The sequence below is a fragment of the Nocardia puris genome (assembly GCF_003315035.1).
In the GTDB taxonomy this organism is placed as follows: Bacteria; Actinomycetota; Actinomycetes; order Mycobacteriales; family Mycobacteriaceae; genus Nocardia; species Nocardia puris.
Window position 1 is genome coordinate 38,939 of the sequence record NZ_QNRE01000013.1, and the last position, 15,714, is coordinate 54,652.

General features: G+C 68.4%; 10 protein-coding genes, 1 tRNA gene and 1 pseudogene. 5 read left to right on the forward strand and 7 right to left on the reverse strand.

Features of this window, described 5'->3' with window-relative positions; genetic code table 11:
* Nucleotides 1-34 precede the first annotated feature (34 nt).
* Genes mhpA through DFR74_RS26435 form a run of 3 tightly spaced genes read right to left on the reverse strand, consistent with a single transcriptional unit; the run spans nucleotide 35 to nucleotide 3,661 of the window.
* Complete coding sequence (gene mhpA, locus DFR74_RS26425) at nucleotides 35-1,600, reverse strand: bifunctional 3-(3-hydroxy-phenyl)propionate/3-hydroxycinnamic acid hydroxylase MhpA (RefSeq protein ID WP_067508513.1); 1,566 nt, start codon at nucleotides 1,598-1,600, stop codon at nucleotides 35-37.
* Nucleotides 1,590-2,528, reverse strand: coding sequence for a fumarylacetoacetate hydrolase family protein (locus tag DFR74_RS26430; RefSeq protein WP_067508517.1), 939 nt, complete (start codon nucleotides 2,526-2,528; stop codon nucleotides 1,590-1,592). The genes mhpA and DFR74_RS26430 overlap by 11 nt, the downstream gene beginning before the upstream one ends.
* Entirely contained in the window at nucleotides 2,525-3,661 is a 1,137-nt protein-coding gene (locus DFR74_RS26435) for a VOC family protein (RefSeq protein WP_067508518.1), read from the reverse strand. The genes DFR74_RS26430 and DFR74_RS26435 overlap by 4 nt, the downstream gene beginning before the upstream one ends.
* Nucleotides 3,662-3,814: 153 nt before the next feature.
* On the opposite strand from DFR74_RS26435, the gene DFR74_RS26440 reads away from it, so the two are divergent.
* Complete coding sequence (locus DFR74_RS26440; protein WP_067508520.1) at nucleotides 3,815-4,486, forward strand: TetR/AcrR family transcriptional regulator; 672 nt, start codon at nucleotides 3,815-3,817, stop codon at nucleotides 4,484-4,486.
* 595 nt (nucleotides 4,487-5,081) lie between these two features.
* On the opposite strand, the gene DFR74_RS26445 is transcribed toward DFR74_RS26440, so the two are convergent.
* Nucleotides 5,082-5,163: transfer RNA gene (locus tag DFR74_RS26445), tRNA-Leu, on the reverse strand.
* A 991-nt stretch (nucleotides 5,164-6,154) separates the two neighbouring features.
* On the reverse strand, nucleotides 6,155-6,994 hold the full coding sequence (locus DFR74_RS26450; protein ID WP_067508521.1) for a helix-turn-helix transcriptional regulator: 840 nt from the start codon (nucleotides 6,992-6,994) through the stop codon (nucleotides 6,155-6,157).
* A 161-nt stretch (nucleotides 6,995-7,155) separates the two neighbouring features.
* Here DFR74_RS26450 and DFR74_RS26455 point away from each other — a divergent pair, with 161 nt between their 5' ends.
* Together DFR74_RS26455 and DFR74_RS26460 are read left to right on the forward strand one after the other, a co-directional pair.
* Nucleotides 7,156-8,094: an SDR family oxidoreductase gene (locus DFR74_RS26455; RefSeq protein ID WP_067508522.1), complete on the forward strand. Its 939-nt coding sequence runs from the start codon at nucleotides 7,156-7,158 to the stop codon at nucleotides 8,092-8,094.
* Nucleotides 8,095-8,344: 250 nt separating this feature from the next.
* Nucleotides 8,345-9,391: an FAD-dependent monooxygenase gene (locus DFR74_RS26460; RefSeq protein ID WP_067508526.1), complete on the forward strand. Its 1,047-nt coding sequence runs from the start codon at nucleotides 8,345-8,347 to the stop codon at nucleotides 9,389-9,391.
* A 337-nt stretch (nucleotides 9,392-9,728) separates the two neighbouring features.
* On the opposite strand, the gene hutG is transcribed toward DFR74_RS26460, so the two are convergent.
* The gene (hutG, locus tag DFR74_RS26465; RefSeq protein ID WP_067508527.1) at nucleotides 9,729-10,652 is read right to left on the reverse strand and encodes a formimidoylglutamase; all 924 of its coding nucleotides are present in this window, start codon (nucleotides 10,650-10,652) and stop codon (nucleotides 9,729-9,731) included.
* Nucleotides 10,653-10,658: 6 nt separating this feature from the next.
* A complete protein-coding gene (gene hutI, locus DFR74_RS26470; RefSeq protein WP_067508528.1) occupies nucleotides 10,659-11,834 on the reverse strand; it encodes an imidazolonepropionase in 1,176 nt (391 codons plus the stop codon).
* 574 nt (nucleotides 11,835-12,408) lie between these two features.
* Between hutI and DFR74_RS26475 the strand changes: the two are divergent.
* Nucleotides 12,409-13,740 (forward strand): annotated as a pseudogene (locus tag DFR74_RS26475) (amino acid permease); the annotation flags it as partial.
* Nucleotides 13,741-14,143: 403 nt separating this feature from the next.
* Nucleotides 14,144-15,712, forward strand: coding sequence for a histidine ammonia-lyase (gene hutH / locus DFR74_RS26480; RefSeq protein WP_067508764.1), 1,569 nt, complete (start codon nucleotides 14,144-14,146; stop codon nucleotides 15,710-15,712).
* Nucleotides 15,713-15,714: the final 2 nt, after the last annotated feature.

A 15,714-nucleotide genomic window follows, 5' to 3' on the forward strand; every position in this document is an offset into this window, starting at 1 on the left:
ACGAGATTCTCGCGCGATACCGCAGGATGGAATGTCAACCGCCATGGGAACTCCTGTGCGTGGACTTGCTGGACAGAGCCGGGCAGCTCGGTACACGGGTGTGCAGGGAGGAGATCGATCGGGAAGCCGCCAGCACGGTCTTGTCCGGTCGCACGATCGCGGCGCTCGCACGCCCGCGGCGCAGCCATTCGCCGAGCTCGGAGGAGGCCGGTACTACCAGGATCGCGGCGCCGCGCCGGTCGAGTTCGGTCCGCTGTTCGCGGGTGAGCGGGGTGACCGCGACAAAGAGAAAGCCCCCGGCGGCGATCTCGTCGATCCGCGTGCCGTGGTCGACGACGCAGTTCGGACACAGCGATCCCGCCAGGTCGAACGGCCGAGATCCCCGTCGCGCAACGAACATCGACCGAGACAGGCGCGGTGTGACGCTGTCAGTGACCGCGGAGCTGATGACCGGGACGTGGCCGAGGAGCGGCCACAGGTGCGTGCGGGCCATCTCCCCCGCCGCCCCGCTCGCCATCACCCTTCCGACGACGACAGCCAGACCGATCATCGAGGTCACGTGCGGTTTACGTTCGGACTGATAGGTATCGAGGGCGGCGTCCGGCAGTTCCGCGCGCAGGACGGCGACCAGCTTCCAGATCAGATTCTGGGCGTCACGGAGACCGGCGCCCAAACCCTGCCCGATGAATGGCGGCGTGAGATGCGCGGCGTCACCGAGCAGAAAGATCCTGCGGTCCCGCCATCGGTCGACCACGCGGGCGCAAAAGGTGTACTCGGCGGACCGGATCAGCGTCAGCTCGGGATCTCTCACACCTCTCAACCAGGGGGACACGAGCGGCTCGAGGGTGTCGAGCGTGGCGTACTGATCCGCGGATTCGTTGTCCCGGAGACGGAACTCCCAGCGGTAGCGTGACGCGCCGATGCGCATGTACGTCGCGGCGCGTTCGGGATCGCACACCTGGTGGACGCCCTCCCACCGCCCGAGATCGGCACCGGTGGCGATGTCGACCACCAGCCACCGCTGCGCGAAACCCAGGTCGCGCATCCGTGACCCCATCGACGCGCGCACGACGCTGTTGGCGCCGTCGCAGCCGAGAACGAAGTCCGCTGTGACAGCGTGACGTTCGTCTGTCTCGGCATCGCGAAACAGCACGCGAACGCGATCACGCAGGTTCGCCACATCGAGCACTTCGCACCCGCCCCGGATCCGCGCCCCCTCCGTCGCCTCCAGTCTCGACCGCAGCAACCGCTCGAGATCGGGCTGGTCGAACATGTTGGCCTGCGGGAATCCGTGCCGCATCCGGTCGGGGTCGCGGCGGAATTCCGCGAACGTGGCGATGGTGGCGTCGACCAGCCGGAGGCCGAGGCCGGGTCGGGAGATCCCCGCGAACTCGTCGCCGAGCCCGAGGTCGGCCAGTATGCGGTATACCTCGTCATCGAGGTGCACTGCCCGCGGCCGCGGGTACACCTCGTCCCGGCGATCGAGGATCAGGCACTCGATGCCGTACCGCGCCAACAGCAATGCGGCGGTCATGCCGGTCGGGCCCGCCCCGACGATCACGACCGGGTAGTGCTCGATCCGGCCTCGCTCACCGCTCATACCGCACCCTTGTGCGCTGAACGCCGAGGTCGATCGCGCCGTCCGGTGTCGAGACCGTCAGCTCCAGCACATCGCCGTCGTGCAGGTAGTCCGGGTTCGATGCCTGCTTGGCGAAGAAGATCTTCCACTTGAGCGCGGGCGGGATCAGTGACCCGAGGATCTCGATGGGTTTGGCGGGCGCCTTCAAGGCGGTGCCGCCCGGGGTGCCGGTGAGCAGCAGGTCGCCCGCGTCCATGCGCTGGAATCCGGTCAGGGCGCGCAGGGTTTCGAGTGGGCCGTAGATCATGTCTGCCACCGTGCTGTGCTGGCGTACTCGGCCATTGACGCGCAATGTCAGGCACAGATCGTGGAATCTGTCGAACTCGCCTGCTTCGAGCAGCAGCAACACCGGGCCGACCGGTGTGAAGGTGGGATAGGACTTGCCCTCGTAGAACTGGGTTTTGGGTAGTTGGACGTCACGGGCGGAGACATCGTCGGTGATGACCAGGCCGGCGATGAAGGCTTCGATGTTCGACTCGTCGAGTGCGGTGCCGACGGGCAGCGGCGCGCCGATGACGAGCCCGATCTCGATCTCGTAGTCCAGCAACCGCACGTGCGCCGGTTTGACGATGTCGTCCTCCGGACCGCTGATGGATCCGGACGATTTGCGGAAGAATGTCAGCGGAACGGTCGCCGGGTTCATCCCCGAATCCCGCACGTGCGAAACATAATTGGTCATCTGCGCGACCACCCGGCACGGTGCGGTCACCGGGGAGAGCAGCGCCAGGGTCTCCACCGGCGTGGTGCCCCTGCCGTGGCGAGCCGCTTCGATCGCGGCGCGGTCGGCCAGCAGTTCACCGGTGGTCGCGGCCTCGCTGTCGATTCGGACAGCCCCGTCTGGGGTCAGCACCCACCATGCGTCGATGGTGCGCACCACGGAAATGCTCATGACCCGGCTACTTTCAGAAGGCCCCGCAAGCGCTGGGCGTCGAATTCGTTGTCTCGGTGTAGCGACGAGAAGATGGAGCGGAGTTCCTGCAGCGAGTTGCGACTCGGTGCGATGCCGAGGAAGTCCTTGGTCACCGGTGGGCCCCACTGCGCCAGTCCAGAGGCCGTCATCGGTGCCCAGCCCGGTTCCAGTGAGCTGTCGAACATGTCGCCGTCGCTGAAGTGCTCGACGAGGAAACCGTCGGGATCGCGCCAGTAGTCGAAGATCTGACTGCCCTGGATATGCCGTCCGATTCCCCAGGACCGGCGATAGCCACGCTCGGCCAGAAACTCGCCACCGGCCGCGAGCGCGTCGAGGTCGCACACCTGATACGCCGAATGCACGTAACGATCCGAGGGGCCGAGCGTCATGGCGAGGGTGTGATGGTCGGTCGGCGTGGTCCCGCGGTCGCAGCGGATGAAGGCCATCACCGGCCCGCGTTCGCGCTGTCGGTCGAAATACAGGAAATCGCTCACGATCAGGCCGAGATGTTCCAGATACCAGTTCAGGTTCTCGAGGAAGCGGGTGCGCGCGAGCACGACATGGCCGAGCCGCTCGACGCGGGCCGGCGCACGCGGAGGCCGTTGCGCCGCGTTGATCCGCGCGGTAGACGCACCGACGTTGAGTGGGCGTGCGGGCTGGCCCGGCAGCTCCGGCAGCCGATGCGCGCCCGCCACGACCCGTACGGTCCCACCGCCCGGATCGTGCAAGGTGACGCCCATGCCGCCGATGCTCTCTGGTAGCCGTCGCACTCGATGACCTGTCGCCTCGGCGAGCCTGAGCAGGTCGGACCCCTCGGCGGCCTGAAACGCCGCGCCCGCGAAGTGGGAGCGCCCCGCCTTGCGGACGATCACGCACGGCGTGCCCGCCTGCGTGCCGCGCAGGTGCATCTCCTCCGAGCTGCGGTAGGCGACCGAGAACCCGAATGCCAGCGCGAACGCTTCAGCCTTCGGCAGGTCGGGCTTGCCGAACTCGAGCCAGGCGAGGTCAGCGACCTTGATGATCGGGCTCCTGGTACGGCCGGTGTGCTCGCCCGGCAAGGCGCCCTGGTCGACATGCAAGTCGCGATGGGTGTCGCTGTGGCCTACCGACATCTCGCCTCCTCCTCAGCGCTCGAAGATTACTGACGATATCGTCAACTATGACTATTCGTTCAGTCAAGAGTTCTGAGCGATTCGTCAGATTTGAAGGTGGACTAGGATCACGGCAGTCCAGCGCCTCTACCGCCAGAAGGTTGACCGACGACGATGTCCCCCGCAGCGAACAGGCTCGAACGCCGCAAAGCTCGCACCCGCGCGGCCTTGATCGCGGCCGGGCAACGCTTCATCGCCGAGGGCAGGCTCAACGCGCCGATTCTCGAGATCACGCAGGCCGCGGACGTGGGAATGGGCTCGTTCTACAACCACTTCGACAGCAAGGAAGAACTGTTCGTCGCGGCGGTCGACAGCGCGCTGGAATCATTGGGCGCCTACCTCGACGCGCTCACGGCCGACCTCGCCGATCCAGCGGAGATCTTCGCCAAGTCCTTCCGGATCGTCGGCAGGCTGTTCCGGCTACAGCCCGATCTGAGCCGGGTCCTGATCAACTCCGGCGCCTCGCTGATCGAATCCGAGCACGGTCTCGCGCCGCGCGCCGCGCGAGACATCACCGCCGCGACGCGCGCCGGACGATTCACCGTCGAGGACATCGCCCTGGCCATGGCGCTGGTGACCGGATCACTACTCGGCCTCGGCCGCCTGCTGCTCCAACAACCCGACCGGGATTGCGCCGCGACCGTAGATGCGATGACCGTCACTATCCTTGTCGCACTTGGCCTCTCGCGTGAAGACGCCCAGGAACTGTGCAGCAGCCCCATGCCGATGGACCTCATTACCACGGCCGACGACCCGAACCGAGAAGTTCGCAACCTCTCGGGGTGATGTCCTCCGGCTCCCCGAGTTCACCCGGATTCCGCGCGCTCGACGGTCGCTTTGCGGACACAGCAGCCCGTGGCGAGGATGCCCGACGAGCAGTGCGCGGTCACCGACAGACAGCCCGACCCGGCGGCGCAGGCGGTCGGGCACACCGAAGAAGCGACCGGCCGTTACCGCGACCGGGCCATCCGGTGATACCTGGGCCAGCACCGCGCCGGAGCCCAGGCAGATCGGCGACAGGCGCCTGCCGGGGAGCCATCCCAACGCGGTGAAGCAATGCTTGTCGGCGATCCGGCCCGCCTCACCGACCGTGCACAGCCCGTACACGATGGCGGGATCAGCGGCCCGAACCAGAACTGGCGACAGCACCGGCGAGCGCTGGGCGGCGCGGCCCAGCAGCGGAGTCCGGATGGTATGACGGGCGGGATCACCGGCGATCACCGCCGCCAGCAAACCCTCCGAACGTCGCCGACGGGCCGGAATCCGGCAGATCTGCCAACAATCGTCGCAGGTCAAGGGTCGTTTCCACAGGTCATACCTCGCGTGTCAAAGGGCCCTCTAACACGTGGCACGGAAATCCGGCACGTATGACGTGGATCTGTGCGCGAGAGGGGACTTGAACCCCTACGTCCTAGGACACCAGAACCTAAATCTGGCGCGTCTGCCAATTCCGCCACTCGCGCTTGATGGTACGACCGTCCAAACTCTACCGGCCGAACGCGCGAATCCGAAGCCTCTGTGGCGAGTGTCGTACTCACCGGTAACCCGACCTGGGCTTTTGTCGCCGGACCGGTCCCCAACATGAGGGGCACTCACGTTTCACAAGATCGAGAACCGCGCGAAGCTGCGGAATCACGGGCGGGGTGGACGCATGTGTCCGAGCATTCTGGTACCCGCGTACCGCGATCGCGACGTGGCACGCAAGGGCTGGTCGTGACTGTCCGTCGCACGCGCGACGCACACGACCGCCCCGACCGCGCAGGCTTCGGCCACATACGAGTCCTCGCTGTTCCGTTCGCCGAGTCACGGCGCACCGCGGACATCGCCGGCCGCCACAGCGTTCGGAACGAAGGCATCCGCCGGAGACCGACAGCGCCTCGGGAGGGGCATGCGGCGGTCCCGTAGGGCTTCGGCATTCGGCGCCAGGCTCGGTCCGACGCATCGCCGACGACATGCGGCACCTCGTGGAGGCCGGTTGGGGCACGGAGCTTCCGCGTCCACGGCGGCGCACCCCCGCTCGAGCGGTGGATCGGAAAACTTTGACGCACAGCATCATTCGAGCCACTGGTCCCGTTCTCCCAGTCTGCGCCGTGGTCGCGAATGCCGGCGGCTGCTCCGACGAAGGGGACGAGATCCAGCGCCTCACCGACTGCGCGGACATCGCCTTCCCCGAGAACACCGACGTCGTCTGATACGAAGGCGACAGGGAATTCAGGGAATCCACCTCGACAGCCGTAGTCTCGACATCCCCCGCGACTCCGTCGACGAATTCAAACAACGATCCGGCTTCACCCAGTTCGATCCCGCGATCCCCAGTCGTGGAAGTCCTCCTGGAACGCGACAGGAATGACCGACCAGGTCTCGTCCGGCACCGGGAACGAACACTCGGTGGAGGGCTACCGGGACCCGCGACGGTACCCTCGTCATCCATGAGCGACCGCGCTCTCCACCCTCTCACCGCAGCATCTCCGTGCTCACCACCGACAACAACTGCAACTTCTCGTAACTCTCGCTTCCCGGCGTGGCCGTGTACACCAGCAGCAGGTGGGACTGGGTGGGGTCGAGGAGGGTCTGGCAGTGGAGGTCCATCGTTCCGACTTCGGGGTGGCGCAAGCGCTTCACCTCGCGGGGGCGCACGCCGACTTCGTGGGTGTTCCACAGGGTCCGGAATTCGTCGCTCTCGGCAAGCAGCAGGTCGGCGTAGTGCGCGGCGCGGGAGGCGGGACCGCGGCGGGCGGCGGCCTCGCGGAGGCCGGAGACGAACAGCCGGGACAGGAACGGGTGCTCCTCGGGCGCGTACAGGTCGCGTTCGGCGGGGTCGGTGAACCAGCGGTAGCCGATGCTGCGGGCGGGGCCTGTGAGCCGGGTGGTGTCGCCGGTCAGGGCTTTGCCGAGCGGCGTCTGGCGCAGGGTCTCCCCGAGTTCGGTGACGATCTCGGCGGGTGTGTCGTGGAGGCGGTCGAGGATTCGGAGCAGGCCGGGACTCACATGGTCGCTGGTCTCGCCGCGCACGGGCGGCTGGTGGCCCGCGAGATGGAAGAGGTGGTCGCGTTCGTCGAGAGAAAGGTGCAGGCCCTGCGCGATCGCGGCGATCATCTGTTCCGAGGGCTGGGGTCCACGTTCCTGTTCGAGTCGCGCGTAGTAGTCGGCCGACATGTGGCACAAACCGGCGACCTCCTCCCGCCGCAGCCCGTTCGCTCTGCGCCGCTGCCCGCGCGGCAGCCCGACATCCTCGGGCTGCAACGCCTCCCGGCGCTGCCGGAGGAACCCCGCCAGCCCCGCACGATCGATCACCGGAATCCTCCTTTCGCGATTGGCCTCGTTTCTACCCGCCGAGCCCCGCGTTATCCACGGATCGAGAGTCCCTGGATGTCGCGTCACGATCCGACCACCGTGAAAGCAGGACGTCAAGCACGCCGCGGCCGTCGTCCAGCCCCGAACGAGGAGCAGCAGCCATGCCACGCACACATCCCGACATCACCATCCCCGACCTCACCGGCAAACGTGCCGTAGTGACCGGCGCCAGCGACGGCATGGGCGTGGGAATAGCGGCGCGCCTGGCGGCCGCTGGTGCGGAAGTGGTTCTGCCGGTGCGCAATCCGCGCAAGGGCGAGGCGGCGCTGGTCGCGATCCGGCAGCAGAACCCGACGGCCGCGGTGTCACTGCGGGAACTCGACCTGTCGTCCCTGACTTCCGTCGCGGCACTGGGTGAAACGCTGCTGGAGGAAGGCCGCCCGATCCACCTGCTGATCAATAACGCCGGCGTGATGACCCCACCGGATCGCCAGGTCACCGCCGACGGCTTCGAGCTGCAATTCGGCACCAATCACCTCGGGCACTTCGCGCTGGTCGGCCACCTCCTCCCCCTGCTCCGGGCCGGCGCGGCCCGCGTCACCTCCCAGATCAGCATCGCCGCCAACCAGAACCGGATCAATTGGGACGACCTGAACTGGGAACGTTCCTACGACGGCATGCGCGCCTACAGCCAGTCCAAGATCGCCTTCGGCCTCTTCGGACTCGAGCTCGGCCGACGCAGCAGAGCCCACGGCTGGGGCGTCACCAGCAACCTCTCCCACCCCGGCGTCGCTCCCACCAACCTCCTCTCCGCCCGCCCCGAACTCGGACGCACCGACGACACCACAGGCGTGAAACTCATCCGTTGGTTCTCGACGCGCGGAATCCTCTTCGGCACCGTCGAATCCGCGAAGCTCCCCGCCCTGTATGCCGCCACCTCCCCCGCCGCGCACGGCGAACGCCTGTACGGCCCCAGCGGAATCGGGCACCTGGGCGGCCCGCCCGCCGAACAGAAGATCTACAGCCGGTTACGCAGTCTCGAAGAAGCGCACCGTATCTGGGAGATCTCGGAAGAACTCACCGGGGTCACCCTCACCTGAGCTTCGGATGCCACTCGGCAACGCCGGGCGCGAGGTCCGCACGAGCATGGAGGTTGGAGGACACTGCGCTGTCGTGGGCCGCACCCCAGACCGGAGCCCGTCCCGACACATGGGTAGCTCATTCACGAGTCCAGGCACACCACCCACGACTACTGTCGACAGCGCAAGAACGACAAGGCGACGCCACGGCATCCCGGCCGTCCCCACCTTCCGCAACGCTCGAACCCGCTTACCCAGGTAGGAGATTCGAATGGTGACCATTATCGGTGGAGGTATCGCCGGAACTGTTCTCGGTGGCGCGCTGGCCCGGCAGGGTGAACCGGTCACGATGTACGAGCGGCAGCGGCGGGGCGCCGAGGGTGGCGCGTTCCTGTTCGTCGACGGGCGCGGGCATTCGGTGCTGCATGAACTCGGGGTCGCCGACGAGGTGGTGGACGCGGCGTCGTTTCCGGTGACCGCGCTCGAGTACGCGGGCAGCGATGGTCGACGGGCGGCGATGAGCCGCGGTCACCGATTCTGGCTGCACAGCTCGCTGATGCGGGTGCTGGGCGAATTCCTCGGTACGTCCGGCGCGGACGTCCGGTATGGGCAAGCAGTCACGGGCGTGGCCCTCGACGGGGGCGAAACCCGGCTCACCCACGGGGACGGGTCGTCCGGCACCGCCGACGGCACCGTGATCGCCGCCGACGGTATCGACTCCGTCGTCCGGGCGCGTCTGGAGCCGGATCGTGTGCCGGTCTACGCGGGCGATGTGGTGCTCTACGGACGGACGGAGGATCCGCTCGCGCTGGACACCGACGCGCAGATCCTGCACTTCTTCGCCGAACTCGACGAAACCGGCAGCGCCGCAAGTACATTCGGGCACATCTGGCGGCCGGGTGATGCCGCGCACTGGTTCATCCGGATCGCCAGGGACCCGCTGGACGGGCCGGACGACCTCGGTATGCGACCCACCGAGGAGTGGCGCGACACCGTCCTGCGGGCCACGCCGTCGATCACTGACATGGTCGAAACCCTGCTGGACCGCACCGATTCCGTGCACGTCAGCAACGCTCGCGACGTACCCCTCGACACGGCCGCGCCGCCCACCCTGCCGGTCCTACTCATCGGCGACGCGGACCACGCCATCACCCCCGCCGCCGGTGTCGGCGCGCGCGACGCGCTGGAGGACGCGCACGCCGTCTACACCGCGCTCACCACGGGAACCTGCCCTGCCGAAGCAATGTCCTTGCGGCGCACCACCATTCTCGAGGACCGGCAACGCGCCCTCCGCAACCGAGCGTCGGTGTCGCGGTAGGCGTTTCGTGCAGCCTGCCGCCGGATAGCGGTGCTCGACCGTCCGCGCGGCGCGCCGACACCTCGTCCGCATCGAAGCGCGGCGCGCCCGCCACGAGTCGGTGGCGAGCCCAACCCACCCGCGTCAAGGTGCGCACCCGGCCATCGCGGCGTGTCCTCCTCGGATTCCCCACCGAGATCGAACCACCCCGAGGCTCGTCCGGCCCGCCACCACCGCCACACGGCGTACGCACCCCGGCAGCCGGGCCCGCGACCAGCCGGGACAGCAGCACCGCGAGGCCGGTCGTGAGCCGTGAGCCACGCCGGCGCCGAGCCGGACTACCCGCCGTCCACCACACTCACCCCACCAACGCCACATGCCCCGTCACGATCCGGTGCAGCAACCGCGCCGCTGTCCGAGCCGTCCGGTTGTCCACATCCAGACTCGGATTCAGTTCCGCCACATCGACAACGGCCAACTTCCCGCTGGCGGTGACGTAGTCGCACACGGATTGGATCGTCGCGAGCGGCACCCCGAACGCCGCGGGCGCGCTGACGCCGGGGGCGACGGCGGCGGGGAGCACGTCGAGGTCGATGGTCAGGTAGACCAGGTCCACGCCGGCGAGGAAATCGTCCACGAACGCGAGGGCGTTCGACTGTCCGCAGTCTTCGTCCAGGAGGTAGCGCACACCGTAGGTCGCCGCCGTGTCGAACAGGATCTTCGTATTGCTGGGCTGACTGATCCCGATCACCGAGTACTGGACCGAGTCGCCGTCGGCTTCGAGGATCTGCCGGAACGGCGTGCCGGAACTCGGCACCGGGTCGGGCCGCAGGTCGAAATGGGCGTCGAGGTTCAGGATTCCGACGCGAGTGCCCGGCGCTCGGCGCGTGGACCCGGCCAGCCCGAGGTAAGTGCCGTAAGCGATTTCGTGCCCGCCACCGAGGACGACCGGGAAGTGCCCCGCGTCCAGCAATGCGGTTACCCGCGAACCCAATTCGCGCTGTCCCTCCTCGAGCCGCTCACCGGCGACCGCGACGGTCCCCGCGTCGATCGCACGGAGCGGTGCGGCGAGAGCCATCGGCGACAAGGCCGAACGCAGCGCGTCGGGTCCCGCGGCCGCACCGCGCCGGCCCTTGTTGCGCCGCACGCCTTCATCGCTGGCGAACCCGACGAACGCGCACGCACCCGGCGCACCGCCGGGCTCGTAGGGTTCGACGATCTGATGCCAGCGCAGATGCTCGGGAGCGGTGCCGTCGATACGGCCGGACCAACCGGAATTCATGACACCTCAGTTCGTGTGGACGAGTGCGCCACCGCGCCACACCCGGCTGATGAGCGGCACGCCGGGACGGTAGGCGAGATGCAGGTACGAGGGAGCGTCGAGCGCGATCGCATCGGCGCGCGCGCCCGGGGACAGAACGCCGATATCACTGCGGCGCAAGGCTTTCGCCCCACCGGCGGTGGCCGCCCACACGGCCTCGTCGGGGGTCATCCGCAGGTCGCGGACCGCGATCGCGATGCAGAAGGGCAGGCTGGTGGTGTAGCTGGTGCCGGGATTGCAGTCCGCGCCGAGCGCGACGGTGACCCCGGCGTCGAGCAGCGCGCGGGCGTCGGGGTAGCGGGAGCGGGTGCTGAAATCCGCACCGGGCAACAACGTGGCCACGGTGTCGCTGTGCGCCAAAGCCTCGATGTCGTCGGCGTTCACGTGCGTGACGTGATCCACCGACGCCGCACCGAGTTCCACCGCGAGCTGCACGCCCGGCCCCTGGCGCAACTGATTGCCGTGCACGCGCGGCACGAGACCGTGTGCCATGCCCGCCGTCAGCACCGCGTGCGACTGATCGCGATCGAACGCGCCCTCCTCGCAGAACACGTCGATCCAAGTCGCATGAGGAGCGCACTTCGGGATCATTTCGCCAACCACCATCGCCACGTAATCGTCGGCGCGCCCGGCATATTCGGGTGGCGGCACGTGCGCGGCCAGCAGCGTCACCTCCTCGGTGAACCGTCCCGCCACCTGCACGCTGCGCAACTCGTGCTCGACGGTCTGGCCGTAGCCGGACTTGCATTCCACCGTGGTACTGCCCGTGCGCACCGATTCGTCCAGCAGGCGGCGCACATTCGCCGCCAACTGCTCGTCGGTGGCGGCGCGGGTGGCTTCGATGGTGGTGCGGATGCCGCCCGCCGCGTACTTCTGCCCCGACATCCGCGCGGCGAATTCCTCGGCCCGGTCACCGGCGAATACCAGGTGCGAATGGGATTCCACGAATCCCGGCAGCACGGCCCGCCCGTCGAGATCGTGGGCGATGTCGGCGGCCGGGGCGTCGGCGGAGTTCCCGACCCAGGCCACCACGCCGTCCTCGAAAACCACTGCGGCGTCGCGTCTTATCCCGAGCCGCCCCTCCCCCACGGTGGGATCGTTGGTCACCAGGACACCGATTCCGGTCAACGCGGTGGTCGACACCTCAGTTGCTCCTCTCTCGCCGGGTACGGGACGCGCTCACCGCGAATCCTCCCCGGTGAGCGCGCGATCGGGCGCGAACTCCGAGGACACGCCGCCGTCGGCATGGATCGGGTGGATTGTCCGGACCGGCCCATCGCGGGTCCCGGGGCCAGAGCAGCACCGAAGCCAGGCCGGCGACGATTCCCGTGCTCGCGCCGGGGTGCAGCGTGAACCGACCCGCGGCGCACCGGTCGCCGCCCTGTACCACGTCGATGGCGCGGCGTTCCGGGGTCAGGAGCCCTGCGGGCGTCGTCGTTCTTCATGACATCGGCTTTCTGCGGCGACAACGTCGGAGAGGCGCGGCGTGCGGTGGATCACGCCATGAGGGATATGTATAAACCTGTATATACAACCTGTCAAGCGTTGCCCGGAATTCGCCACGGGCGGGTGATCTTGCATCATGGGTCGCCGCCCCGTGCGGATTGACAATCCTGTATAGACAGGCTTATACATGTAGCCGTGTGATGCGGCGCACAGAGCGCGCCGCGGTCGTATCGCTCGCACTTTTCCGCCCTGAAGATTCCGGGAGATTGGTTTGAACAAGCCCGCCGCCGTGCTTACTCGCGGTCTCACCGCACGCCATATCCGCTTCATCGCGCTCGGGTCGGCCATCGGCACCGGGCTGTTCTACGGATCGGCGGAGGCGATCAATCGGGCGGGCCCGTCGGTGCTGCTGGCGTACCTGATCGGCGGCGCGGCGATCTACATCGTGCTGCGGGCGCTGGGCGAGATGGCGGTGAGCAATCCGGTCTCCGGCTCGTTCGGCGAGTACGCGACCAAACACCTCGGTCCGCTCGCCGGCTTCATGACCGGCTGGACCTACACCTTCGAGATGCTCATCGTCTGCCTCGCCGACGTCACCGCGTTCGGCGTGTACATGGGCTTCTGGTTCCCCGACGTCCCCCGCTGGATCTGGGTGCTCTCGATCATCTTCTTCATCGGCGCGCTCAACATGCTGCACGTGAAGGTGTTCGGCGAGGTGGAGTTCTGGTTCAGCCTGGTCAAGGTCGTCGCGATCCTCGCGATGATCGCGGGCGGCATCGCGATCCTGATCTTCGGCTTCGGCATGCACGACACCGGCACCGGCGTCAGCAATCTGTGGGCCGACGGCGGGTTCTTCCCCAACGGCATCGGCGGGTTCGTGCTGTGCTTCGCCATCGTGATGTTCGCCTTCGGCGGCACCGAGATCATCGGCATCACCGCGGGCGAGGCCGAGAAGCCCGAGCGCACCATCCCCCGCGCCATCAACACCGTCCCGGTGCGCATCATGCTGTTCTACGTGCTCACCCTCGCCGTGATCATGGCGCTCAACCCGTGGCAGAGCATCGGCTCCGAGGGCAGCCCGTTCGTGCAGATCTTCCAGACGCTCGGCATCGGTCCCGCCGCGACGGTGCTGAACATCGTGGTGATCACCGCGGCACTCTCGGCGATCAACAGCGACATCTTCGGCGCGGGGCGCATGATGTACGGCATGGCGCAGCGCGGGCAGGCGCCGGGGGTGATGCGGCAGGTCTCGCGGGGTGGCGTGCCGTGGATGACCGTCGTCATCATGACCGCGACGCTGCTGGTCGGCGTGCTGCTCAACGCCCTGATCCCGGACAAGGTGTTCCTGGTGATCGCCTCGCTGGCCACCTTCGCGACCATCTTCGTCTGGCTGATGATCCTGCTCTCGCACTACCGGTCGCGCCGCCGGATGAGCCCCGCCGAGGCCGCCGCGCTGAAGTTCCCGGTGCCGTTCTGGCCGTACGGGCAGCTGATCACCATCGGGTTCCTGGTGTTCGTGATCGTGGTGATCGCGTTCGACGCCGACAGCCGGGTGGCGCTGTTCGTCGGGGGCGGGTGGTTGGTGCTGCTGTGGTTGGCGTATCGGCGGTGGGTGCGGCCGCAGGGGGCTGCGGTGGTGTCGGGAGGCGGGGCCGGGTCGCCGGACGGCATGGTGGCCGCAGCCGTCGACGGCACCGTCGCATTCGACAGCACGCGCACCGCACCCGCCGACGTGGCCGACACCGCGAGCAGCGGCGATTCACCCGGGGGCGTCGTCGCCGCAGCCACCAATGGCACTGCGGCGCTGCACAACAAGACCGCGGCCGTCGACCTGACGTCCAGTGACATTTCGACGGCGTCCCCGGACTCCGCACCGCTACGCGGCGGCACCAGGGCCGCCGCCCGGCACGGGGCGACCGATGGCGACCCGTCGATCCACGATCGCGTCTGAATTTTCCTGAACCACCGAGCATTTCGAACGGAGAGACATTGTGAGCATCGAAAGCCTGCCGCACGCCCGGCATTCCGCGGACGCCGGCGAGCCGGTCATCGTCGGGACCGGTCCGGTGTCGCCGGAGGACGTGGTGCGCGTCGCCAGGGGCGGCGCCGGGGTGGTGCTGTCCGAGGAGGCGCTGGCCGCGATCGGCGAGAGCCGCAAGCGGATCGAGGCGCTGGCCGCCGATCCCAAACCGGTGTACGGGGTTTCGACCGGATTCGGCGCGCTCGCCGTCCGTCACATTCCGCTGGAGCTGCGTAAGCAGTTGCAGCGGAGCTTGGTTCGCTCGCACGCGGCCGGGTCGGGGCCCGAGGTGGAGCGCGAGGTGGTGCGCGCGCTGATGCTGCTGCGGCTCTCGACGCTGGCGACCGGGCGCACCGGCGTGCGGCCGGAGGTGGCGCGGATCTACGCCGCGCTGCTCACCGCCGGCATCACCCCGGTGGTGCACGAATACGGCAGCCTCGGGTGTTCCGGCGATCTCGCGCCGCTGGCGCACGTGGCGCTCGCGGTGATCGGCGAGGGCACGGTGCGCGACGCCGACGGCGAACTCCTGCCCGCCGCACAGGCTTTGGCGGCCGCCGGGATCGAGCCCGTCGAGCTGGCGGAGAAGGAGGGGCTGGCGCTGATCAACGGCACCGACGGCATGCTCGGCATGCTGGTGCTGGCCTGTCACGACCTGCGCCGCCTGCTGCGCCTGGCCGATGTGACCGCGTCGATGAGCGTGGAGGCGCTGATGGGCACCGACAAGGTGTTCGCCGCCGATCTGCAAGCGCTGCGCCCGCATCCCGGCCAGGCCGCCGCGGCCGCGAACATGACTCGGCTGCTTCATGATTCGGCGATCATAGCGAGTCACGCGACGCCGGACTGCACCGTCGTGCAGGACGCCTACTCGCTGCGGTGCGCACCGCAGGTGGCCGGCGGCGCGCGCGACACCCTCGCGCACGCCGAGCGTGTCGCCGCGTGGGAATTGGCCAGCGCCGTCGACAATCCGGTGGTCACGCTGGACGGGCGCGTCGAATCCAACGGCAACTTCCACGGCGCGCCGGTCGCGTACGTGCTGGACTTCCTCGCCATCGTGGTCGCCGACCTCGCCAGCATCAGCGAGCGCCGCACCGACCGTTTCCTCGACAAGGCCCGCAACCACGGCCTGCCGCCGTTCCTCGCCGACGATCCGGGCGTCGACAGCGGCCACATGATCGCCCAGTACACCCAGGCCGCCATCGTCTCGGAGCTCAAGCGCCTCGCCGCACCCGCCAGCGCGGATTCGATTCCGTCCTCGGCGATGCAGGAGGACCACGTGTCGATGGGGTGGTCCGCGGCCCGCAAACTCCGCCGCGCGCTCGACGGGTTGACGCGCGTCCTCGCCATCGAAGCGCTCACCGCCGCCCGCGCCCTCGACCTGCGCGCTCCCCTCACCCCCTCCCCCGCCACCGCCGCCGTCCGCGCGGTGCTGCGCGAACGCGTGGCCGGGCCGGGGACGGACCGCTACCTCGCACCCGAAATCGAAGCGGCCGTGGAACTCGCCGCCTCCGGCGCCCTCGTCGCGGGCGCGGAGTCGGTGGTCGGCCCACTCGACTGACC